This window comes from Chitinophaga skermanii (genome assembly GCF_003259335.1).
GTDB classification, from domain to species: domain Bacteria; phylum Bacteroidota; class Bacteroidia; order Chitinophagales; family Chitinophagaceae; genus Chitinophaga; species Chitinophaga skermanii.
On record NZ_QLLL01000001.1, the window covers coordinates 949,338 to 973,601 of the forward strand.

A 24,264-nucleotide genomic window follows, 5' to 3' on the forward strand; every position below is an offset into this window, starting at 1 on the left:
CTAACCCGTCATGCCCGCATCGTAGGTTTCCTTCATATTAGGGTTAGCCGAAAACCTAAGTTCAATAGAGTAGGCATCAGTCACTTTTAAATACGCAATACAATGAATACCGAAATCAAAAAATTGAAATTGAACAAACAAACTTTATCAGTTTTAGATGATAAAGCTTTACAAAACATCAAAGGTGGTCGTAACCTCGATGCCGCTGAAGCAAGCTGCACTTCTGGTCAATGCGACACTAGCTGCGCTAAAACAGGCACTGTTGAAGAATCAGCGGGCGCTTTATAATTTCCCGAAGGGCCGGCGATTGCCGGTCCTTTCTATCTTTTATTTCTATTCCATTTGTTTATGTTAAAAGCACAGATAGATAAAATCAATTCTTTTATTACTGAAGAATACGACAAGAATTGCCAAATTATGTCTGGTGTACTCTCCGACGCACTTTATTTTTTTTATTATGGGATCGTATATCAAGATCAAAGCGCAAAAGATCGTGCTTACCGGAATTTTGCATACCATACCGATACCGTGAATGAACATATGATGAACTACAAATTTGCTCATGGATTAACAGGTATGGCTTGGTTCTCTCAATTTCTAGTCAACAATAACCTACTACCTGCCGATTATACTGAAGATTTTAATGATATCGATGAGGCTATTATTCATACGATGAGCTGGGATGCAGAAGACCAAGTGTACGACCACACAATTGGTACCATTGGAAAATGCATTTACCTCATGGAACGTGGAACAAATCAACATTACAAAACTTTATCAGAAGCTGTATTAACCCTCCGCCGTACTGCACATTTTTCAGATGATGGAAAAGCTTGCTGTTGGCTCGATTTGTATACTTCCCATTTTAATGAGGCGCCACGTAAACGAGTAAATTATTATAACCACGGCCTCGCTCATGGCCTTTCATCCATTGTTTTTTTCTTGTGTAAATGCTATAAGCAAGATATAGAAAAAGAAACTTGTGAACAATTGATTGTAGCAAGTTTAAATTGGTTAAGGCAACACAAAAATGAGCAACAATTCCCATATATCTATCCAAATATTGTATACCGTGATGGTGAAGTAAACACTTCCTTTACACAAGGATGGTGTATGGGCCTAATTTCAAATGCAGCTCCTTTTTATTTCGCAGGAAAGACACTAGGAAATGAAGAGTGGATCAATAATTTCCGCGAAGCCATTCAAATCAGTCAACATATTACGCTTACTAAAAATAATTTTCCGTCTCTCGAAATCACCGGTGGGCATGCCATGGAATTACATATGTGTCATGGTATGTCAAGTTTTATTTATCAATATGATAAAATATACAATGAAACCGGTTGGCAAGAATGTAAAGATATGGGCGATTATTGGGCCAATCATTTAACTAGTTATTTGACCGATGATGTTCTTATAAACTTCCCAAAGCATGGTATACTACGTGGTTTACCTGGCTTAGCGCTTCCATTGCTTAACCGTGAAAATGGTAGCAAAGTGAATTTCGCATGGGACAAAATCCTATTGTTTGATATAGAAAATTTGTAAACATGGGTGACAAAAAATTGAGTTTTCTCGACTTTGGATATTACATGCCTCCAGGCGTACAAGCTACTGATACGATTAATGCTGTATTCGATTTGGCACAAAGTCTTGACCAAGCTGGATATCATCGTTATTGGTTGGCCGAACATTACAACGATTATTGTTCTTGGACGAACCCTGAAATCATGATAGCGATATTGGCTGGGTACACAGAAAATATAAAAGTAGGGGCAGCTGGAATACTTGTACATTATCATAGTGCTTACCGGGTAGCATCCGCTTTTAAAATGTTAGGCGCCATTTACCCTGGACGCATCGATTTAGGTTTAGCGCGTGGAGGGGTTCCGCCAGAAACTACAAGAGCATTGTTGTACAAAGATGCCATTGATTGGGACTTGGCGAAAAGCCAAGTAGCTGAGGTGTTGCAATATTTACGAGGACTATACGATCCTGAGGCACCCGGTGCATTACCTGTTCCTCCCTATGGAACCGATGTGCCCCATGCTTGGATGTTGGGAACCGGAATGGAATCAGCAAAAGTAGCAGTGGCAGAGGATATGCATCTATGTGTTTCTACTTTTCATAGCAATAAGCCATTACAAAGCTACATCGATACTATTCAACATTACAAAGAAGCATACTATGAAAAACATAGAAAGCACGGCACTTGCGCCGTGGCAATACAAATGACTTGTAACGATGATGATCGGCGAGTAAGTGCCTTATTGAAAGAGTGGAATTTGGATATGACTCAACAAGATAATCACCGTGTGATTGGGAATAGTGCTTATTGTGAGGATAAATTGAATGAGTTCTACGATGTCTTGAAGGTCGACGAGATTGTGATTTATGAGCACAACCGCGTTTTAGAAGAAAAGAAAGAAAGTTTATTACGCCTGGGCGGTTTGATATTACAAAAAGTAGTATAAAATGTTAGAGAAATTTTTTACACCAGCGCAGCAAGTGGTTGCAAGAGTTCCAACAAAAACTATTGATACATGCGTGTTTGAAGGATCTGTAAAGGAGAAAATGAAGTCATGTATGGATGATTCTTTTTTTAGTAATGCGTTATACATTGCTTCACCTGCTTTGCATGAGCAAATTAAATTGTATTTGAATGAGAATGATGCGACTGAAAAGCGTACGAAGAAAATTGAACATGCATTTATGCGGTATTTGAACAGAATGAGTACCCGCTGTACACCATTCGGTATGTTTGCGGCTGTAGGAACTATGGAAATAGCTGAAAATGGAGATAAGAACATCGTTCATGATACATCAGGGCAATATTTGGATGTAAAATTGGATGCGTTAGTGTTGGAGAATATTTCAAATCGTTTATTGAATGAACCTTATATAAGAACGCGTTTGCAATATAAAGTAAACGAAACTTGCCTATTTGATGGAGAAGATGTAAAGTATATAAATTATTATTTCCTACATGGAAAAAGAATTCATGAAGTTGTTAAGATAGATCGAAATGAATATTTGTATGAAGTGCTGAAGAGCGGTGGAAACTGGGTTAATTATAAAGAAATAATAGGCACTTTACAAGCGTATGATGAAGATTTGGAAATGGACGACATTGTTGCGTTTATTGATGAATTGATTGAAACACATATTCTTATTACAGAAATCGCACCATCCATTGCCGGAATGCCATATCAAGATCACTTTATGGAGGTGTTGGAACGCTTGTTAATAAAGGATATTGAGGGAGAGGCGCGTGATTTGGTTGGACGGGTTACTAGCATTTTTAAGAAAACAAGAGCTGTTAACAAGGATGTAAGCTTGATGGGATTTGTCGAGTGGCTCATTGATGAGTTTACTTCATTGGATATTCAGTTTGATCCCCAGCGGATATTACACATCGATACCTATCATCAATTCGAACAGGTAAAAATTGATCAAAGTATTATCAATTCTGTCATGCGTGGTATTGAAGTAGCTAGCCATTTTACGCTTTCTTCTTCTAGCGCAACAGTGGAAGCTTTTAAAAAGGTAATGGAGGCCACTTATAACGAAGCTCCAGTGTCGCTGTTAACTGTTTTAGACGCTGATATGGGAATTGGTTATCCAGCTAATAAATTAAAAATTGGTGCCAATAACCAACTATTAAATGAAATTACAGCTTTAAATCCTCCTGCTAAACCATATACGGAAATGCGTTGGTATGAGCAGCACTATTCATTTTGGTTACAGAAATATGTTGATTGTATTAAGGCTCAAGAAAGAGAAATTGTTTTAACTGATGCTGATTTGAAAAGTTTTCAATCGGTTATTCCTCAATTACCCGATACCTTTAATGCCCATTTTTCCATTATTTCTGCAAAAAACCTACAACAAAATGAGTTCGATCATTATGTTCAGTTTAATGGATGGGCTGGTATTACTGCAACAAATATGTTAGCAAGGTTCGCTAATGCACATCCCGGAATTCAGAAAATCTGTGAAGAAGCGGCGATGGTTGAAGAACGTGCTTTAGGTGAACATGAAGTGATGGCGGAAATTAGTCATGTTAGCGATGCTGGATTGGTGAATATCTTAGCAAGACCGTTACTTAGAAAATATGAATTGCCATACCTTGTAAACTCCCAGCTGCCTGGTGAACGCGCAATCTATCCTGGCGATCTACAAGTGTATGTTAAGAATGATAAAGTATTACTGTATGCAGAAAAAATACAAAAATTCGTAAAGCCGGTCTTAACAAGTGCACATAATTATACTATGTCAGAACACCCAGTGTACAAGTTTTTATGTGATATACAACGGCAGAATACGGTAGATGGTGTGCATATACATTTAGGCACATGGGTGGATAAGTTAGATTATTTTCCCCGCGTTCGTTATCAAAATGTTGTTTTAATTCCAGCAAGTTGGGAGTTCAAAGAATCCTACTTCGAGCCATTTTTTAAACAACAAATAACTATAACAGAAATGAGGGAAAGATTGATGCATAAATTGCAACACATTCGTTATTTCATGGTAAAAGAAGGTGATAATGAAATGTATGTGGATGTAACATGCGAACATCACTGGGAAATGTTTTTCGCTTACATCAAAAGCATGAAGAAAATAATCATCAAAGAATCGTTATTCGATCCTTCGCAAGGTATGACCAACGATTTTATTTTACCGTTTTATAAAAAAGAAGCTGCTCAAACTTCATCAAAAGGTAATTCTGCACAGCTGATTCGTGCCCTGCAAAGCGCAACTCAAGAAAATACCCAACGCAGCTTTTACCCCTGTGATAGTTGGACGTATTTTAAAATTTATTGTAACCCATCCCAATTCGATCAATTATTATCAAAAGAATGGCCACAACTGTTACAAAAATGGAATACTGATTATCAATATGAACCACAGTTTTTCTTTATAAGATATTTTGATACTGCACATCATTTAAGGTTTAGATTGTTTAATCCACCAGTTGAGCATTTTGGAAATATTGTGAAAGATGTATTTGCACATTTTTCAGCGCTACCGTTTGTGCATAATATTCAAATGGAAAAATATGCAAGAGAACTAGAAAGGTACCATCCTGCAGATTTTGATGTGTTAGAAAAAGTTTTTTGTAAGGATGCAGAAATTGTTCAATATTTCTTGCAAGAAAATTGGCAGTTGCCAGATTTTGTAAGGCTGCAATTTGCATTGAAAAATGTCCGGCACTATTTACTTTCTTTCGGATTCAGCCTGAATGAAATCCTTCAATTCTGCGAAGTTGCCCGTGATAACTTTGCTGTAGAGTTTAATATGGATCTTATACTTAAAAAACAGCTCAGCAAGAATTTCAGAGAGCATCGGGAGGCTTACGAAGCTACAGTTGTTGGACTTCCAAATGAACTTCCATGGATTGAACGTGGCGAATATTGCAAGTCATTAAGATTAGAGGTACTCACAACACAGAAACGAAATGAGATTATTTGGAGTATTGTCCATATGCACGTAAATCGACTCTTCAACTTCAACCAACGTTTTTATGAATTGATAGTCTATGATTACATGGAAAGGATAGCTAGAATTGAAGTTGGTAAAGCTAGATCAGGTATGAATATAGCTTCTATGAATCAATAATATTACAACCAAAAATTTAGATACATGTCGTTCCCCTTTATTAGGCAAATAGATAAGATGGATTGTGGACCGGTGTGTTTACAAATGATAACGCTGTTTTATGGAAAGCATATAGAGCTTCGCTATTTGCGAGAGATTTGCGATATGGGAAAAGATGGGGTGAGTATGCTAGGAATAAAAAATGGGGCTAATACTTTGCTATTAGATGCTTTAGGTTTTCATATTACGCTTGAAGAGATTCAAGAGCAGCAAGTATTTCCAATTATAGTTGCTTGGAACCAAGAGCACTTTGTTGTTGTACATGACGTTAAAAAGCGTGGTAGAGATTACACAGTATATGTTGCCGATCCCGCGAAACATAAACTAAAGCTAAGTGGTGATGAATTCTTACAAGGGTGGATCGGGGCTCATGGTGGCCCAACAGATAAAGGATTTTCCATGTACATCGAACCAACCGATGAATTCTATAGTACAAAAGAAAACGATAAAAAATTTCCTCCTCAACCCAAAAATAAAACGTTTTCTAAGATCACGAAAGAAATAGGTCCCCATAAGGGCTTGCTTATTAAGGTGGCACTGGGAATTTTAGTGTCTTTGGGTATACAGGTCGCGCTTCCTTTTATTACCAAATCTATGGTCGACTATGGTATTAATGGTGAAAGTATACAATTGATTGTGCTATTGTTAACAATACAATTTGTATTTGTACTATCGAAGAGTATTGTTTATTTGTTTCGTAACTGGGCCGTATTGTATATTGGTTCACGTATTAATATTCGACTGATTTCGAATTATTTATTTAAAATGCTGCGCTTACCTGTCGTGTTTTTTGATCGAAAAAATAGTGGAGATATTGTACAAAGTATTAATGATAATGCACGAATTGAAGATTTTTTAACAACACATAGCAGTGAATTTATTATATCAATTATTACATTGGCCGTTTTTGAAATTATATTGTTAGTATTTAGTGTGAAGATATTTTTATTCTTTTTAGCGGTATTGTTGATATACGCTGCTTGGGTGAAATATATTCTAAACAAACGTAAGAATCTCGACTATCAAAGATTTGATTGTGCTTCCAAGAATCAAAGTTTCATGATTCAATTAGTAAATGGTGTACACGACATTAAGCTTAGTAATGCTATTACTAAGAAAATCACAGATTGGAATCAATTACAAGAATCACTCTTTCACTATAATCAAAAGAATTTAATCCTAAAGCAAATTCAAGACCTTGGCTCCTTCTTCTTGGTGGAACTTTCATGCTTAGTAATTGTTGGTTACGTAGCTATTGGGGTTGTACGAGGTGAGCATACGCTTGGTGAACTAATTGCCTTGCAATATATATTGGCCCAGTTGTCTGCACCTGTACAAAGCTTAGTTGGCTTTTTCAAAGCATATAACGAAACAAAACTCAGCTTGAAAAGAATCGCAGAAGTAGATGAGTATCCGGCTGAAAATGAGGAAAAGGTTTATAGCCCAGGTGATTTGCAGCATTTGAATGCAACGATTAAGGTACGCAATCTGTCATTTGCTTATCCTGGCAGTATTCAAAAGAAAGTGCTAAAAGATATTAATGTTAATATCAAAAAAGGTAAAATTAACGCTATTGTGGGCACAAGTGGAAGTGGTAAAACAACCTTTGTGAAGTTATTGATGAAAATGTATGAACCCCAAGAAGGCAGTATCTCCGTTGGTAATATTGAATTGAATGATATTGATTATGACCAATGGAGAACGGCCACAGGAGCTGTAATGCAAGATGGATATATTTTCAGCGATTCCATCCTCAATAATATTATTATGAAGGGTGGCGAAATTAATCAAACATTATTGCAACAATCAATGGATGTTGCCAATATGCAACATTATGTACGCGATTTACCAAATGGATTGCATACACGTATTGGTTTGGATGGTGCCGGTTTAAGTCAAGGACAGAAGCAAAGATTATTAATCGCGCGTTGTATCTACAAAAATCCACTGTTTATATTTTTTGACGAAGCTACGAACTCGCTTGATACAATAAATGAGCGGATTATCTATAACAATTTGGCTAATTATTACGAAGGGAAAACTGTGATTGTGGTAGCACATCGTCTAAGTACGGTGAAAAATGCTGACCAAATAATTGTTTTTCATGAAGGAGAAGCCGTAGAAACTGGTACGCACGATGAGCTAATTGGGTTACGTGGATATTATCACTCTTTGGTAGTAAATCAGCTTGAAAATCCTAACCTTGTAGAAGAATAGTTATGCAAATTATTGACAAAATTGTAGCAAAACAACATTTCATTCGCAAGCATATGTTAACATTGATCATATCGTCAGTGTTCACATTGGTCGCGGTCTTGTTATTTTTAATTCCTGTTACCATTCAGAAAAAATGTAGTTTCCAATTGACGAATTCCAAAGAAGTCGTTATTAAAAACCTACCTGTATTGTTTGCTAGAATGGCAGTAGGTAAAATTGTTGAACTAGAACCTCAATTGGGTAATGGTGAAAAGTTTACTGTTAAAGTGAATGATGGTAGTCGTAGTACTGGTACTTGTAAAGGCGTTATACTAAATACACAAGGTCAAATGTTGCATGGTGAAATGAACGGAAGTTGCTATATACAAACAAAAGTATATGAAATGTTATTTTAAGTTTCAGTAAATGAAATTTTGAACGCCTTCAAATTATGTTTGAAGGCGTTTTTAGTGTGTCCAAATCATTCCTAGTGGATTCAATAATCTATGGTGTCGTTGAGCATCCGCAAAGTTGTCAAAGTTTAGGTGTTTGCCCAGCATTATTTCCTCATAAGCAGCGAACATTTGGCTTGCAGCTATTTTGGGATCCATTCGACCAACACCTGTACATAAACCTGGGATCGCAACGGAGTGAATTCTATCGTCATTTTGGGCTGCAATTAGAATGGCTTTCATCGCTAGGTATGCATTGATGGACGTGTTGATATTGAAATTTGTAGGAATACGCATCGTTGGTGCTGAAATTAGATGCGGAATTTTTGAATCGCCGGTTTCCAATATTATAGCCTGCCCAACTAGTAGTTCTCCAGTGGGCAGTGCTTTTATTTTTGCCTGTAACTTCTTTTCCAAATCCCATCCCAATCTCTCCGATATAGCATAGTCAAGACTTCCATCCATAAATCCAAAGGAATTAGCGGGACTTACTAAAGCATCTACAGTTAACTGGGTAATATCTGATGTAAGAATTTCTACCCCAGGAGCATTTTTAAAAAATATTCCCCAAGCCTCCACTAGTGATGGGGTAATGGCTGTTAATAGAATTCGCATAGTTAGGTTTTAAACTACAAAGGTAAAAAATAATGTTGGTGGCTTTGTGTATTTGTTACATAATTTTTGTGATGGTGAGTATATAATAAGGACTGTAGTATAGCATTCAATTTTGACCAATTATTTTTGATTGTAACTTAATGTCACATTGATTATTGAAGGATTTATTCACTTGAAATTTGAAAGGATTTCGAACTAATTCTGCTGTTTGAGTAGGCGAAAAAAAATTTTTCACTCCAAAAAAACTAAGAATCAATCTATTATCATAGATGTGGAAAACAATATTCCCAAAAGAGAAATTGATTATTATGTTATTTCGAAAATTAGTTAAATATTGCAAGCGTGAGTTTTTGTTAATCGTGTTGACCAAATAGACCAAACCAATCATTAAAATTTTTAACCTCTACGTAGAATGCGTATCGTTGCTGCATTGGCATTCTTATGCCTCATGGTCGGCTGTAAGCCTGCTATGGAAACGAAACTGAATTTCAGCGATGTGAATACTATTGATGAAATATTATTCGAAGCGAAATCTTCCCAACAGTATACCGTGTTAATGGTAACCAACAAAACCTGTGACGTTTGTTTTTACTATAAGCGTACTCTTACACACATGGTAAAGACAAAGCCCGATCTTTTTCCCGTAAACGCGACAGTAACCTCGGTTGATGCCCGTATGGATGGTAATATGTGGGTCAATCAAATTGTTCGTGAATACGCATTTCCACTGTTTCTTATTATCGACCCTAGTGGTAATGTGCGTGGTGTACTGAAAGGAGGAAGCGCAAAAGACTTAGTAAATGTGATGAGTAAAATTGCTGCTGGAAGTATGTATTTCTCCGAATCGAAACGCCCTTTTCTGAATATTGGTAAAGATACCAGCCAGCAGCTTAGTACAGCATCGAAGGTAGCTTTTGTTAATGACCTGTTTCATGTACTAAGTGATTTTCGTACACACGGGAAAGTTGATAGCAATGAAAATGATAGGTTGGTTAAAAGCATTCAACAACAACCATATTTTCTAAATAAGTATTTACTGTCTAAATCCCTGTACAGTTCCGGGTTGACGGATTCCGCAAAAGCAATCAGCAATAGTATTATGAAAGAGAATTTCGGAGAGTTAGATGCTATGTTGTATCAACCTTATATGACGGAAGTACGGTTTATGGCGGATAATTCTTTCGATACAACGCGCCAACCCTTGCTAGTAACGGCACAAACCGATATGAATTTTGGAAATGATGTGGTGAATGCCAGGAAAAAGTTAGAAGTACCTGTTAAAAATGCTGGTACAGAGCCACTAAAGATCGAAAATGTACGTGTTTCTTGTGAATGCTTAAAGGTAGATTGGCCTAAAGAACCCATAGCAGCAGGCGCTACGAAGAATATTATTGTCGAATACGAATTGAAGAGAACAGGACCTTTTAGTCAACATCTATTTGTTTTCTCTAATTCCCCCACCTTGCCATTATTGATCAATATAAATGGAAATGTAACCCTTCATTAAAAACTAAAACCACCAATTTTTTATGAAAAAGAAAATGCTCGGATTGTTATTAGGTCTTGGCCTAATTTCCACTGCTATTTATGCGCAAACAATCATCATCAACCTGAATTATTGCGAAGAAAACGTAACGCAAGAAGGATTATATCCTCATCCCCAAGCGCATAACTGGTTTTATGCTTGTTATATCGACCAGTATGGTATGAATACCGTTGCTTACCAGTGCCCTGAAGGATTATGGTTTAATCCACGTACACAAGTATGTGATTGGCCTTGGGAGGAATAGTGTGCATTTATGTACACTGCCTTGATGGACAATAATTAATGCATCAGCCATCACAACTACTTACCATTTGTATGATTTCGAATAAGTACAATGGTAAGTAGTTATTGTATAAAAATAATTAATATGAAGAAACTACTCGTCATTTTATTCATTACAGTGAGTTGTGCTGCGCAAGCACAGAAATTGCCCAATACACAAAGTGTCCCCATTTGGGCAAATAATTTGAAAGTGGATGGAAATATTGAAGATTGGGGGGAATTGAAAAGCTTTAATAAAGATGGAAACTTCTGGTACAGTATTGCCAACGATAATGAATTTATCTACCTAGCTATAAAAAAAACTTACAATATTACAAAGGCAATTAGCAGAACAGGTATCCAATTTTATATCAGCAAGAACGGAGAGAAAAACATTGCTTCTGCTCCATTGGTTCAGTTCCCAGTTGTAGTGGCCAATAATAAGCGTATTCCCATGGGACAGTGGAATGAGATAGCTGTAAAAGATATACCTGCTATTAGCGACTCCGTAATATCCATTTATAATGAGTTTGGTATCAAGGTTGGATGGGAGTTCAGTTTTGAAAAGAGCCTCTATGTCTATGAATTACGTGTACCAAGGAAATTACTCGATATTGATGCGAATACAAGCAAGTTTACTTACAATATTTGCATGATGGGAACTGGCCAACGTGGTCGTACTTCTATATTTTTAACGCCAGGCCTAAAAATGATTTCTGCTAATGGAAGTGAAATGACTGAAGAGGATAAGCAAAAACGTGTTGATGCAGATACAGTATCGGAGTTTTGGGCGGAATATACCATAGCTAAAAAGGAGGTGTGATGATGCGCTTTTGGATATGCATCTTATTTTGTTTGCCATTTCGAATGTATGCGCAACAAAGTACAGCTTTGCCAATACGTGTTGTTAGTGGCGTTGTAATGGATTCTTCAGGGAAAGTTGAATTACCCGGGGCATCAATTAAATTGATTGCTGGTAAGGATACCGTGTATCAAGTAACAAATGAGGATGGGGTGTTTGTTTTTCGAGAAGTGAAGTCAGCGGAATTTTTTATAGGTGTAAACATGATGGGGTACCAACCATTTTATCAAAAATACTTGTTCAACGATACTAAACCCCGCATCACTATTCCCCCCGTAATTCTGCGTGTAAATGCTCAATTGCTTGAAGGTGTTACCATCAAAGGAAAAGTAGGTCCCAAGATGTTGGGCGATACCACCCAATTCTGGGCAGATGATTATATCGTGAGAGATTATGCAAAGCTGGAAGAATTGGTCAAGAAATTGGAAGGAGTTGAAGTTGATAAAGATGGTAATGTAACTTTCATGGGGCAACAAGTCAACAAGGCACTCTTTAATGGTATTAAGTATTTTGGTGGTAATGTGAAGAATATTATCAAGGAATTACCTGCTAATATTGTTGAACGAATTCAAATAATCGATGACTATGGCGAACAATCCACAGCGGCAGGCCTTAAACAAGGTGAACCGAATAAAACACTTAACATTATTTCTAAGAAAGATAAATCAGTCGCTAATTTATTCGACATAACGCTTGAAAGTAATATAGATGATCGCCATGAGGCACGTGGATATGCTAAACGTGTTGATGGCTTAAAACAACTTGAATTACAAGCAGGCATAGAGACCCAGCCAATGGGCGTGCAACAAGGTGCTGCCGTAGGAACAATTAGTAATGCTAAAACTTTAATGCAATCCACTAATACATCCAATTCTGACATGTCGGGAGGGGATCGACGGGCTCACTATGCGGTGTTAACTTTCAAAGATAAGCTCAACGCTCGTTGGCGTTACGAACTAGGCTATCAATTCAAATCCCAAAACGAGTCTTATTTTAAAAAGGAAAACAGGTATGAATATTATGATAAAGGTATCATCTGGGGGAACAACTTATTGACCACTAACCAACATGCTCGTCAACATGAAGCCAAAGTGGCTATGTTTTACCAAAAATCTGATCAAACAAAGTTTAACATATCCTTCGGTTGGAACAATGATTGGCTGCATGTGGATAAACGGAACCAAATTAATCAAAGTGGTTTAATAAATGCCCAGCAATTGAGTATTATTAACAATAATACCCAAAAGGATATTTACCGAGTGGAAAGTAACTATTCTCACATATTTGTACCTTCAAAGGCGGTTATCACTGCTAGTATAAAAATTCAATCCAATCCTTTATACCAAAGAAAACAAGATGATAATTTAATTACTTATACAGATTCTACACAGTATGTGAAGGATTCGGTTTACAATTTGTTGAATAAGACGAACGATCATCAGCAACAGCATTTTGCTAATGCAACTTTTACCTACCATTTTTCCGAGCGAACGACGATGGTTTTATTGGCTCAATCGAATTATAATGTCTTTAATCATCAACAAATTGTGTCAAATGTGCAAGAGAATGGGAGCCCATATAAAGTAGATTCTTTAAGTAGAAATTATGTATATAAAACATTGGAAACCCCTTTCAGCATAAACTTCAGAAGAATATTAAGCAACCAAAGTAGTATAAATATAGGTGCAAGATTTTCACATGTCAACATAAACGCAGCCTTATTAAACCCTAAGAATACATTGTCTAAATCATACGCGATTATATTACCAGAGTTTAACTACGAGTTTGCGAAAGGGACAAATTTTCAATTCTCAACTCGCTATTACGGAAGTGTACAATTGCCTAGATTCGAGGAAGTTATGCCAATTCCTGATTATAGTAATCCATTGCAAGTTGTGGTTGGTAATCCTTCATTAAAGCCTACCGTTCTTCATAGTTTCAGTTTCCGAATGACGAAGCTATTTAAACCACAGGCATTTACTATTGGTTTATTATCACAGTATTTATTACCCAGTAACAAAGTAACCCAGCAGGTTACATTATATAGTAAAACACCGAGTATTGTTACCCGCGAAACAAGTTTTACGCAAGTAAATGGGAACAATAGCTGGAACGGGATGTACCATCTCACAAAAACATTCGATCATACATCCTACTCTGTGAAATTCGAAGGACGCTGGAATCGCTCGAAAATGATTTCTTTTTTTGATAAAGGAAGGAACATTGCAAGAGGTTTACAGTTGAATCACACCTTAACTTTCAGCGGAACGCCTATAAGTTGGCTCGACGTAAATCTCGCTGCTCAATGGGAACAAAACAATAGCAAGCATTCTTTACCCTTATTTCCAACGGTGGAATATGCAAAGAAAGCAGTCAATTTGTATGGGAAGCTGTTCTTTACAAAAACTTTCTTAATGGGATTTGATATCAATCAATCTTTTTATGAAAGTGAAGACGCAACGTTGAATCGCCAGCCATTTGTGGTTGGCATGAATATAGAAAAGCGCGTATTTCGCCAGAAGAATGGCGTTGTAAGTTTATTGGTGATGGATTTGTTTAAGCAGTACCAAGTTGTAAACCGTCGCTTGTTAATGAATGGTTATGTAGATATACAATCGAATACTAATAGCCGGTTTTTCATGTTGCAGTTTTCATGGAGTCCTCAGCAATGGTCGGGTGGAAAGAATATGAACAAAGAAAGACGCAATGATGGCAGTTTCATTGATTGATGCTACCCCAACATGCAAGCATGTTGGGGTAAAGCATACAATCTATTTTTGCTGAGACTGTTTCAATACCAATGCCGCAACTTGGCCCGTTACTGTTGTAGGTGAAAAGCAATCGCAATTGCTCATTCCTACTACGTAGATATCTGCACTGGGAATATAAATACCCATTGTCTTGAACCCGAAAACACTACCACCATGTTCTCGCGTAGGTACTCCCTCAATATTTTTAATATGCCAACCATAGCCATAAGTAAAGCCTGAACCATTATTGAGTTGATAAGTCCGGAAAGCTTTCGCTCGCCCAGTTTTGTTCAATATTAGGTCAGTATTCAACGCTTGCTGCCATTTTAGTAAGTCGGCTAATGTCGACATTAGCGCCCCGGAAGAGAAAGGCACGCTAAAACTTATAGCAGTTTTATTCACATAACCCCACTGCTTTTTATGGTAACCGCTAGCCCGGTTGGGAATCACCTTACGATCGCTGGCATAATAGGATTGGTGCATGCCCGCTGGGTTAAAAATATATTGTTGAATAAAATCTTCATACTTCTCTTTAGCAACCATCTCGATTATGTACCCTAGTATAACATACCCCGAATTATTGTAATCAAACTTCTCCCCTGGAAGAAAATCAACTGGCTCATCCTTGAAAAAATCGATCATCATTCTAGGCGTCATTTCTTTTTGGGCGATGCTTGGGAGGGTTTTCATCTTTGTGAAATCTTTAATACCTGCAGTATGGGTAAGCAAATGGTGAATCGTTATATGTTGGCCATTTGGGTAGTCGTTTATGAATTTTATAATAGGATCTTGCACAGATAGTTTCCCTTGTTGCTCAAGTAAGAGGATTGCTACAGCTGTAAACTGCTTGGTCATAGATCCTAACTGGAAAACATGGGCGGGAGAAAGTGGTACGTCTAACTCTAAGTTCGCTTTGCCGAAACCTTTTTGATAAATGGGTTTTCCATTTTGAGCCACCATAAATACTCCTCCTGGTCCGTCTTTATCATTAAAGGTTGACAATATAATACTATCAATTTGCTTGTCTAATGATTGTGCAAATGTGTTATTAGTAAATATTATTAGAAAGTAAAGTAGAATATATTGTATGGGAGTTTTGAGCATTATTTCGAATGTTTTTTTGACACTCCAAATGTACAAGGGCGTTATTTTTTAAATCATTATTTGTGTTAAACAGCTTACTTGGTGTGATGAATTTCACCAACAGTGGCGAGATTTGTAAATAAGGTATCTTTGTGCTTGCTAATAATATTGCAATACACAAATGTTCAACATATGCGTTCATTAGAAGAATTAATTAATAAAGAAGATCCCGCTTGGCCATTAGTGCAAGAATGGATAGAATCTGCTACGCATACAATCGAAGTGTTACCTGTAGAAAAACAAGTGGCGGAAGATGCTTTGTTACACCTACAAGTTACTACTCGCTCACCCATGGGAGCTATTGTATATGAAACAGGTGGTATTTTCGTAGATCATGGATGGATCCGTATTCTGGGCGCTGGTCACCCCAAAATGCAACGCAGCATCGATTCTTGGAACCAAGCAGGTTCTGGATATCTTATGGTAGCCGATGATGTAGTGGGGGGCCATTTTGCTATTAATGCGGGTGGCTTAGGGGATGACCAAGGTAAAATGTATTTCTTCGATCCTGCAGGTTTACGATGGGAGCCAATGGATATTAGCTACTCAGAGTTCTTAGTATTTTGTTTTGAAGGCGATATCGCGGCATTTTACCAAGATTTACGCTGGACAGGTTGGGAAGTAGATGTGCAGGCTATAGATGGCAACCACGTTTTCAGCTTTTTCCCATTCTTATGGACGAAAGAAGGTGAAAACATCAATGAAGTGTCTCGAAAAGTCATTACAGTGAAGGAAGGATTGGATTTCCAAATAGAACAAATGGGAATGTAATCTTATTGTAACTATTTATGAAGGTTAATCAACAAGCAAAGTTGATTAACCTTTTATTTTATTGAATTGTCACCTGGTTGTATATAAACGCCGGTTTATTGATAAATCGGCAAATTGGGGTAATTTTGCAAGCATGAGTCGGCAATTGGAGACATTAAGTGACTTTTACCGTGATCGTTCATCGATTCAATTTCCCTTCAGTACGGCAGATATTGAAACTGGAAAATCCCACTTCAACGTCAACATCAGGAAATACTGCAACTTCAAAACGCCTTACAACCGGCGCGATTTCTACAAAATCACGCTCATCCTAGGTGTAGGTGAAATTAATTACGGTGGTAATACTATTCTCATAGATCGCCCAGCTTTACTCATTCCTTGCCCTGCTGTTCCTTATTCATGGGTGAGTATGTCCGATGAGCAAGATGGCTATTACTGTTTGTTCAACCAGGAATTCTTTAACGAACATTATCAATTCGATATTTTCAAACGTTCCCCTTTATTTAAGGCTTGGAGCGAACCTGTCATCTTCCTAGATGAGCAGCAGTTAACGCTGATTAAAGTATACTTTGAGCAAATGTTAGCTTTAGCGCAAGGCGAGTATCCATATAAATATGAAGCTGTACGCAACTTGTTATGCTTACTAATGCACACCATATTGGTTGAACATCCCGCAGATACTTTAACCCCCAACGACTTACCGGCTTCATCCCGTTTACTCAAAAACTTCGATGAACTGCTCCATCAACAGTTTCCTTTAGATTCTCCAGAGAACCCATTAACAATGAAATCCGCCGCCGATTTCGCGAAGGTACTTAACGTGCATGTAAATCATTTGAATGCTGTAATTAAGGGGGCTACGGGTCATACTACTACTAATATTATCAAAAGTAGAATTGTGGAAGAAGCTAAAACTTTGTTATTGAATACCCAATGGGATATTTCTGAAGTGGGCTACTGTCTTGGCTTTGATGAACCCGCACATTTCAATAATTTCTTCAAAAAACTAACCCAAACAACACCTTTGCAATATAGGCAAGCCGGCAGGAACGGTCATATTTGATTTTTGTAATGATCTCTTTGATTGTTCTAATCGTATACAAGCTACACCGCAATAATTTTGTGATCAAATTAGATATATGTTACAGCAAGCGTCAGCAAGGAGGAAAAAGATCGCAACGATTTTGGCATTTAGTTGTATCCCCTTGTCTGGATTTTTTACAGATATTTATTTGCCTTCGTTCCCTTCGATGGCAAAGGATTTAAATGTTTCCGCCGATAGAATACAGTTAACACTTACCTGCTTTTTTATGAGTTACGGCTTAGGACAAATGTTTGTAGGCAGTTTGTTAGACAGCCTAGGAAGATATAAGCCTGCTATGATTTCATTAGTAGTTATGTTATTCTCTTCTTTAATCATTGCCAATACACGTAGTGTGGAACTGATTTGTGCCTTAAGAATCGTACAAGGTGTTAGTACAGCCTTCTTGATCGTGGCTAAACGGGCGCTATTCGTAGAAATGTACGAGGGCGATGAGCGTAAAAACTACTTGAGCTATTTTACAATAGTATGGTCGTTAGGTCCAATTATAGCACCGTTTTTAGGCGGCTTCTTACAACAACTCTTCAACTGGCAAGCGAATTTTTACTTCTTAGCTTTGTACACGTTCGTATTGCTGGTGCTGGAATTGATTTTTAGTGGTGAAACTTTGATCGAGAAAAAGAAATTCGACTTACAAAAGATCCGCCGTGATTATGTTGAAATGTTAAGCAATGCTCCTTTCTTAATAGGTATCGTGATATTGGGTTTGAGCTATTCTGTAGTGATGGTATTCAATATAGCAGGACCATTTGTAATTGAACATAGTTTCCATCATAATTCAGTAGTAATTGGATATTGTACTTTAATCCTAGGTTTTTCTTGGATGATAGGTGGTATTATTGGCAAACGATTAGTAGCGGTAGATTTTAATAAAAAAATTCTAGTAGCAGGTAGCACACAGTTAGTTTTAACCATTTTGTTAATGGTAGCTGGGCTAGTGATGCATTCACTATGGGGATTTATGTTTTTTGCCTTCTTAATCCATATTTGTTCAGGGTTATTATATACCATCTTCTTTACACAAAATATATTAGCCTTTCCTCAACATGCAGGCTTAGCCGGGGGATTGATTGGAGGCCTAGTATATGTAATTACCTCGTTTTCGGGTTATGTACTATCACAAACTGGTAAAATGGAAACCCAAGGTGATATCTCATTACGGTATATGCTCATGTCGCTGATGTTATCATTGGTGGTGGTCGGACTAGTGAGGTGGAAACAACGACAGTTACGTAAACCCAGTCTTAGTTTATAAATTTATTGAAAGGAAGTAATTACAGTTACTTCCTTTTTTTATATCATATTTTAATCATTTGAATAGCAGGTCTTCCCTTTACTATAATAATTTACTGCTACAACGAAGGTGATATAGTTATATATTGGTTTTTTACTTAACTTACTGTTGGAAGTCGAAGAGCAAGATGGGCCCCAAATATCAATATCCCAAATAGCGACAGTATACATTTTTATTTTTCCCAGGTAGCAAATCCCCATAATAATCATTGTATAGGTGATGTTGTTCATGCTACCAATTATTTCGTAAGCATTAATAGTAAAGAATACTATTATCATCCCAATCAACCTTAACCTCGAATTAAACATGTCATTGAAACAAACAACGACTACATGCGATTGCGTAAAAAAGGACAAAGCCCCCATGATTAATTGTCATACGCATATTTTTACATCAGAAACTGTACCCCCTCACATCGCGAAATCTTTTGTTCCACCGCCATTTTACTATTTATTAAACATTACGGTGTTAGTGAAACTTGTACAATGGTACTTCAATAGCAAAAAAAGTCCTTACCGCTGGCCGGGCCAGCGTTGGTATATCGTACTACGAGAAATGTTGTACCGTGCGAAAATTGCTACTACCCGCTCTCATATTTTAGGGGCCATTAAGTTTTTGGTAGGAGTCATCATAATAATTAGTGTGTTCCACGAATTCTATAATATCTATATAAGCGATTACTTACACGAGCAAGATATTAGCACCAACACCCCGGATAAAATTATCGGTTGGCTTGATGCTCATGGCATTTTAATTATTACAAATAGCTGGCTTTTGAAAGGTTTATTGCTAGTAATACTACTAACATTCTTCCCATCTGGCAAAAACTTGCTATTGTTTCTTTTGAAGAAATTCTCCGGTTTCTTCAAAATGTTGCCGGGTAAGGAAACCACGGCTATGCTGAAACGCTATATGAATATCGTTCGTTTCTCAAGGTATAAAGACCAAAGCAGGATTTTCGACCGGTTGATCAAACAATACCCGGAAGGAGCTGGAATGGTGGTGTTACCAATGGATATGGAGTTTATGGGGGCTGGGAATCCGCCCAAACCATATGGCAAACAAATGGAAGAATTAGCCGCGATCAAAGTAAAACACCCCAACCGTATTTTCCCGTTTGTATTCGTTGATCCACGAAGAGAAAAGGTGGGTAACGAAACATTTTTCGATTATGAAGTAGTAGAGGGGAAAGTAGTCCTAAAACCCTGCTTCATCAAAACCTATATCGAGGATAAGGAATTCAGTGGCTTTAAAATTTACCCGGCCCTTGGATATTTCCCATTCGACGAAAGGCTATTGCCCCTTTGGAAATACGCAGCTGATAACGGTATCCCAATCCTTACACACTGCATTCGTGGAACAATCTTCTACCGCGGTAAAAAGAAAAAAGAATGGGATACACATCCTGTATTCGAACAATATGAAGGCGACCAGGATAATAGTAAACCTGTATTGGATAAATACTTCAAACCATTACGCCTACATCATATGCGGCCTGTAGAAGTACAAGAAATTTTTACGCATCCCATGAATTACGCCTGCTTGCTTTATAAACAATGGCTTACCAAATTAGTCGCACAAGCTAAAGATCCAAGAATACAGGAATTATTTGGTTACAGTCCTGGAGATAATACAATTGAACAAGACCTAAAGCATTTGAAACTTTGCTTTGGCCACTACGGTGGCGAAGATGAGTGGCTCAAGTTTATGGAGAAAGACAGGGATAATTATGCACAACAGTTGAATACAAAAAAAGAAGGTATCACAATAAAGGATGAAAATGATAAGATTAAACGAGGATTGGCAGAGCAATTATGGAAGAAGGCAGATTGGTATTCCATTATTAGTACGCTCATGTTACAACATAGTAATGTATACGCAGATATTAGCTATATACTACACGGTACCGAAGATGTAATTCCTCTACTTCGTCAAACACTTCGCAATGATGGGCTACTGAAAAAGGTACTCTATGGAACAGATTTCTATGTAGTGCGTAATCATAAGTCTGATAAACTGATGTTGGCAGATATGATGAATGGTTTATCAGAAGCGGAATTTGACCTTATTGCACGTGATAATCCCCGCGAATTCTTGAAACGATAACCTCAAAATATTACACCATGGCAATCGATTTTTTTGCAAAAGATGTATTGTATAGAACATCACTACCCAAGGAAGTAAATAAGAGTTCCGTGTTAGGTGGAACTATTGACGATTCTGGATCTGTAAGCGGCGTTGAACTACGTTTACTACCACCGTTTATTAAAGATAATAATACACCTGCATTCCTTGGTTTTCCAGGGAAAGCTAGTTTGTATTGTTTAGTTATTGTGGTCGGTGATGCCGATAACCAGTTAGCTGGTGGTATCGATTTACAAGGTTTTCCTCGTATTGGTGACCATGAAGCTTTACCCATTAATAAAACAATTTACTATTGGCAAGCGCCTTCCAAAAAAGCAAAAAGTCCTACGCAGCTTCACGCCTTTTGTTCAGTTATGAAGTCTAAAAAAGGCTTGCGCGAAGCAGGAGAAATCATGGCGAAAGTAAAATCAGATCCCGATTATAAATCTATTACCAGTCAACTCGCTACAATGGCTTCCAAAGCAACACCAGTAACAGCTGCTTTAGATTTAATCACGAGTATTACAAAGGTGGTAGGTACTCATTTACAAGGTGTAGAAGATAAGCCTTTAGGTACTATCATAAATAGTTATACTGTGTTGCATGGCGACTTTGATACACTTGGTATTAATAAGCATCGATACAGTACACCCAAAGTTGATTTTGAAATGGAACTAACAGTACGTGATACGAAGAGGGATCCGAATAGAAATGGTTCTGTATTAGGTGGCAAACCTAGTGCTGGGGAGGAAGAAGATGAGGTACAAGTGCTCTTACCAGGTTTTTAAATATGCGATCTATAAATCCGATACTTATGAGCTTTAAGAAAATCAATATTCCCAATGCAGCCAATACAGGTTGGGAATGGCCGGTGAAAACAGGTGTAATTGATCTTAGTAAAGATGGAATTGTTGCGGTGGCCACTGACCCAAATATCATACAATATGCTGATGTAGCTAGCTTAGGAGCACAACAAGTGTATAATTGGAATGTGTTGTTGTTTGATGGAATAGAAGAAGCACGTCACTTTTTTGATCATTCTAAGTATTTAACTCAACTGAATACTTCAGTTATTATCATTATTGAAAAAGAATCCTTTTTCATAAGAAAGGACTGGGGAGCCATTGATAAATTATCGAAGAACTGGACAAGCCTAGTAGATGCCGGTGGTTTGTATTATGTACAAACTGCATTGAAATTGGAAACCTGGTATGCAAGGTTCATGCTCGAACTTTCATTAAACAAAGGTGTAGAAGAAGCGATGGCTTCCTTTAAGGGCGCTAATGTGAATGTAAGAGCATATGTTGCCAATGATTTAAACGATAGAACTAAACTTTCTTATTTCGCAGTAGACCTCGGTCAAAAGCTCATTAAAGTTCATAAAACGGGTCCATTTATTCCGATTAATATTGAATTGCCGGGAAAGGGTTTGGTAAATATGAATCTACAAGACATTGGGAATTATCTTCAATCAAACGGAGAATCTTATCAAATAGAGGATGGTAAAGTGTTTGCAAAAGTTGTATCCACAATTAGCACAAAGTTAAAGCGAATCGGGTTTCAGCTACCTAGTACAGCAGATGGTGAAATTGAACTACCTAATTATATACCGGAAGAAACGCCGGAAACAAAGCCTCCAGTAATTGACGACTTAGATGATCTTGTAATAACACCAGGTGATGAGGATTCAGATGAAAGAGATAATGATGATTTACCTTTTGAGATAGATGGTGATGATGATGATGTGTTTGGGAAAAGTAGTGGAAGAGGGCAGACTGTACCACCTACCTCTTTGCCTTCTACGCCCCGCGGAAATAATGGTGGAAAAACACCGGTTCCACCAACAGGACCTGCTGCTCCCCGTTATTTGCGCGTTGCGATATTCGACGAAAATGGTAATCCAATTGAAGATCATCTATTGGCAGGGAATGCATTTCAAATGAAAATTAGCATAGGCGTTGATTCTCCTTTATGGACAAGAACAAATAATCAAATCCGTGAAGAGCAACTGTTTACCGATCTTACTATTAATAGAGTGAATATCGATCTTGTAATAGATGTTTTAGCCGAAAAGAAAAAGTATAATCGCCGTATCCTTCTGCCTCGCTCAGGCGATAGTACCATTGCATTACTAGATTGTATCGCTGCTAATGAAGCTGGTGTTTTTGAGGCTGATATATATGCTTACCATAAAACTCGTTTACTGCAAAAGGTAAAGTACCGTGTTGCTATTACTACGCCTGGGGAAGTAGTTGAATTGGAGAAACCTGTATTGGTAACACAAATCATACTAAACGAAGATTTGAACCAGTTGGAGAATAGAACAGATTTTACCACTAGTATTTATATAGATGCCAAAGGGAGTGATGATACGGTATTACCTGCTATGCATAATAACAAATACATAGAATTAAGGTATGCCTCCAGTATTGAAAAACTGGTAGAGAAAATGAAAGATACCATAGAAAAAGGTGCCTTATTTCAAGACCAAACTGCTTTAAATTCGGAAGACAATATTAAGTTGCTTATCAAACTTGCTAACCAAGGTTACATGCTCTATACCAATTTCTTAAATGAAGTAAAGATAAGTGGGCCTATTCAATTGCTAAGCAACCAAAATGAGTATTTACCAATCGACTTAGCTTATACATTTAAAGCACCATTAGAAGATGCTACATTGTGTGAGTATGCAGAAGAAGCGCTCATGAAAGGTACTACTTGCCAGTGTGTAACCAAGAATGTAGATCATAAAAAAGTGGTTTGCCCAACAGGTTTCTGGGGATTGCGCTATATAGTAGAGCGGCATCAATTTCCTACGAATGTAAAAGGTGGTGAGGAAGATTTTAAACTGACATTTTCACCGTCTACTTCAAAAGGCACACTAGAAGTACTTAATAGAACATTATACGCCTGCACAAGTAAAGTAAATAATGTAGAGCCAGGTAGCTATGATAAAATGAAAAAGGCTCTTCATGATAGAGCTCCGGTAACACCAAGAGAGGCTACCGGTTGGGCTAATTGGTTACTGGAAATTCCACAAGTCAACCCCGATACGCTTATACTCGTCGTTCATATTGAAGAGAACGATGATGTAGGTGTACAACAACTAGAAATCGCAAACCAAGATTTCCTCACACAAACCCAATTCGATGAAAGCTATTTAAATGTAGCAGCCAATAAGCAGCCACCTTTTGTTGTATTAATTGGTTGCGAATCCACTGATACCAACGCTTACTTATTCGATACGGTTAGTTTTATTCAACGTAAAGGCGCCGCCATTGTCTTATCCAATTTCACCAAAATAAAAGGGGAAGTAGCCACGGCTATCGTGATTGAGTTAGTGACAATATTGAGAGATGAAGCAGGGAAGGAACTCCGTTTCGGTGAAGTTGTACTTCGCTTACGTCAGCGCCTATTAGCGAAAGGTATGATGATGAGTTTAACACTATTAGCACACGGCGACGCCGACTGGAAAATTAAAGTAGCATAA

The 24,264-nt window shown here is 37.5% G+C and carries 18 protein-coding genes; 16 read left to right on the forward strand and 2 right to left on the reverse strand.

Annotation, left to right across the window (positions count from 1 at the left end; genetic code table 11):
* Positions 1–102: 102 nt before the first annotated feature.
* The 6 genes from LX64_RS03820 to LX64_RS25740 all read left to right on the forward strand — a co-directional run bounded on the left by LX64_RS03820 (position 103) and on the right by LX64_RS25740 (position 8,270).
* Positions 103–288 (forward strand): class I lanthipeptide, encoded by a 186-nt coding sequence (locus LX64_RS03820; RefSeq protein WP_111596261.1) that lies wholly within the window; start codon positions 103–105, stop codon positions 286–288.
* 60 nt (positions 289–348) lie between these two features.
* Positions 349–1,548, forward strand: a complete 1,200-nt coding sequence (locus tag LX64_RS03825) for a lanthionine synthetase LanC family protein (protein ID WP_111596262.1) — start codon at positions 349–351, stop codon at positions 1,546–1,548.
* 2 nt (positions 1,549–1,550) lie between these two features.
* Positions 1,551–2,474, forward strand: a complete 924-nt coding sequence (locus LX64_RS03830; protein WP_111596263.1) for an LLM class flavin-dependent oxidoreductase — start codon at positions 1,551–1,553, stop codon at positions 2,472–2,474.
* Position 2,475: 1 nt separating this feature from the next.
* A complete protein-coding gene (locus LX64_RS03835; RefSeq protein ID WP_111596264.1) occupies positions 2,476–5,619 on the forward strand; it encodes a lantibiotic dehydratase in 3,144 nt (1,047 codons plus the stop codon).
* A 24-nt stretch (positions 5,620–5,643) separates the two neighbouring features.
* Positions 5,644–7,875, forward strand: a complete 2,232-nt coding sequence (locus tag LX64_RS03840; RefSeq protein ID WP_111596265.1) for a peptidase domain-containing ABC transporter — start codon at positions 5,644–5,646, stop codon at positions 7,873–7,875.
* Between the two features lie 146 nt (positions 7,876–8,021).
* Positions 8,022–8,270, forward strand: coding sequence for a hypothetical protein (locus tag LX64_RS25740; RefSeq protein WP_148707183.1), 249 nt, complete (start codon positions 8,022–8,024; stop codon positions 8,268–8,270).
* 51 nt (positions 8,271–8,321) lie between these two features.
* Here the strand turns inward: LX64_RS25740 and LX64_RS03850 are convergent, their stop codons facing one another.
* Positions 8,322–8,921 carry a macro domain-containing protein gene (locus tag LX64_RS03850; RefSeq protein WP_111596267.1) on the reverse strand — a complete coding sequence of 200 codons (600 nt, stop codon included), beginning with the start codon at positions 8,919–8,921 and terminating at the stop codon, positions 8,322–8,324.
* Positions 8,922–9,333: 412 nt separating this feature from the next.
* Between LX64_RS03850 and LX64_RS03860 the strand changes: the two genes are divergently transcribed.
* From LX64_RS03860 to LX64_RS03875, 4 genes are all read left to right on the forward strand, one after another.
* The gene (locus tag LX64_RS03860) at positions 9,334–10,428 is read left to right on the forward strand and encodes a DUF1573 domain-containing protein (protein ID WP_111596269.1); all 1,095 of its coding nucleotides are present in this window, start codon (positions 9,334–9,336) and stop codon (positions 10,426–10,428) included.
* Between the two features lie 22 nt (positions 10,429–10,450).
* A complete protein-coding gene (locus tag LX64_RS03865; RefSeq protein ID WP_111596270.1) occupies positions 10,451–10,711 on the forward strand; it encodes a chitin binding peritrophin-A domain-containing protein in 261 nt (86 codons plus the stop codon).
* Positions 10,712–10,834: 123 nt separating this feature from the next.
* A complete protein-coding gene (locus LX64_RS03870; RefSeq protein WP_148707184.1) occupies positions 10,835–11,551 on the forward strand; it encodes a hypothetical protein in 717 nt (238 codons plus the stop codon).
* Between the two features lie 44 nt (positions 11,552–11,595).
* Positions 11,596–14,319, forward strand: coding sequence for a TonB-dependent receptor (locus LX64_RS03875; protein ID WP_158538517.1), 2,724 nt, complete (start codon positions 11,596–11,598; stop codon positions 14,317–14,319).
* Positions 14,320–14,361: 42 nt separating this feature from the next.
* On the opposite strand, the gene LX64_RS03880 is transcribed toward LX64_RS03875, so the two are convergent.
* The gene (locus LX64_RS03880) at positions 14,362–15,342 is read right to left on the reverse strand and encodes a serine hydrolase domain-containing protein (protein ID WP_211324722.1); all 981 of its coding nucleotides are present in this window, start codon (positions 15,340–15,342) and stop codon (positions 14,362–14,364) included.
* A 273-nt stretch (positions 15,343–15,615) separates the two neighbouring features.
* Between LX64_RS03880 and LX64_RS03885 the strand changes: the two genes are divergently transcribed.
* From LX64_RS03885 to LX64_RS03915, 6 genes are all read left to right on the forward strand, one after another.
* A complete protein-coding gene (locus LX64_RS03885) occupies positions 15,616–16,254 on the forward strand; it encodes a DUF2625 domain-containing protein (protein ID WP_111596274.1) in 639 nt (212 codons plus the stop codon).
* Between the two features lie 133 nt (positions 16,255–16,387).
* Positions 16,388–17,317, forward strand: a complete 930-nt coding sequence (locus LX64_RS03890) for a helix-turn-helix domain-containing protein (protein ID WP_111596275.1) — start codon at positions 16,388–16,390, stop codon at positions 17,315–17,317.
* Positions 17,318–17,393: 76 nt separating this feature from the next.
* Entirely contained in the window at positions 17,394–18,611 is a 1,218-nt protein-coding gene (locus LX64_RS03895; RefSeq protein WP_111596276.1) for an MFS transporter, read from the forward strand.
* Positions 18,612–18,956: 345 nt separating this feature from the next.
* Positions 18,957–20,756, forward strand: a complete 1,800-nt coding sequence (locus LX64_RS03905; protein ID WP_111596278.1) for an amidohydrolase family protein — start codon at positions 18,957–18,959, stop codon at positions 20,754–20,756.
* Between the two features lie 17 nt (positions 20,757–20,773).
* Complete coding sequence (locus LX64_RS03910) at positions 20,774–21,562, forward strand: hypothetical protein (protein WP_111596279.1); 789 nt, start codon at positions 20,774–20,776, stop codon at positions 21,560–21,562.
* Positions 21,563–21,588: 26 nt separating this feature from the next.
* Positions 21,589–24,264, forward strand: a complete 2,676-nt coding sequence (locus LX64_RS03915; RefSeq protein WP_111596280.1) for a hypothetical protein — start codon at positions 21,589–21,591, stop codon at positions 24,262–24,264.

Excerpts from the sequence above, each read along its gene's own strand:
- LX64_RS03840 (WP_111596265.1), top strand. The coding sequence starts at position 5,644 with ATGTCGTTCCCCTTTATTAGGCAAATAGATAAGATGGATTGTGGACCG.
- LX64_RS03895 (WP_111596276.1), top strand. The coding sequence starts at position 17,394 with ATGTTACAGCAAGCGTCAGCAAGGAGGAAAAAGATCGCAACGATTTTG.
- LX64_RS03865 (WP_111596270.1), top strand. The coding sequence starts at position 10,451 with ATGAAAAAGAAAATGCTCGGATTGTTATTAGGTCTTGGCCTAATTTCC.
- LX64_RS03915 (WP_111596280.1), top strand. The coding sequence starts at position 21,589 with ATGAGCTTTAAGAAAATCAATATTCCCAATGCAGCCAATACAGGTTGG.
- LX64_RS03885 (WP_111596274.1), top strand. The coding sequence starts at position 15,616 with ATGCGTTCATTAGAAGAATTAATTAATAAAGAAGATCCCGCTTGGCCA.
- LX64_RS03825 (WP_111596262.1), top strand. The coding sequence starts at position 349 with ATGTTAAAAGCACAGATAGATAAAATCAATTCTTTTATTACTGAAGAA.
- LX64_RS03820 (WP_111596261.1), top strand. The coding sequence starts at position 103 with ATGAATACCGAAATCAAAAAATTGAAATTGAACAAACAAACTTTATCA.
- LX64_RS03860 (WP_111596269.1), top strand. The coding sequence starts at position 9,334 with ATGCGTATCGTTGCTGCATTGGCATTCTTATGCCTCATGGTCGGCTGT.
- LX64_RS03890 (WP_111596275.1), top strand. The coding sequence starts at position 16,388 with ATGAGTCGGCAATTGGAGACATTAAGTGACTTTTACCGTGATCGTTCA.
- LX64_RS03835 (WP_111596264.1), top strand. The coding sequence starts at position 2,476 with ATGTTAGAGAAATTTTTTACACCAGCGCAGCAAGTGGTTGCAAGAGTT.
- LX64_RS03850 (WP_111596267.1), bottom strand. The coding sequence starts at position 8,921 with ATGCGAATTCTATTAACAGCCATTACCCCATCACTAGTGGAGGCTTGG.
- LX64_RS03905 (WP_111596278.1), top strand. The coding sequence starts at position 18,957 with ATGTCATTGAAACAAACAACGACTACATGCGATTGCGTAAAAAAGGAC.
- LX64_RS03875 (WP_158538517.1), top strand. The coding sequence starts at position 11,596 with ATGTATGCGCAACAAAGTACAGCTTTGCCAATACGTGTTGTTAGTGGC.
- LX64_RS03830 (WP_111596263.1), top strand. The coding sequence starts at position 1,551 with ATGGGTGACAAAAAATTGAGTTTTCTCGACTTTGGATATTACATGCCT.
- LX64_RS03870 (WP_148707184.1), top strand. The coding sequence starts at position 10,835 with ATGAAGAAACTACTCGTCATTTTATTCATTACAGTGAGTTGTGCTGCG.
- LX64_RS03910 (WP_111596279.1), top strand. The coding sequence starts at position 20,774 with ATGGCAATCGATTTTTTTGCAAAAGATGTATTGTATAGAACATCACTA.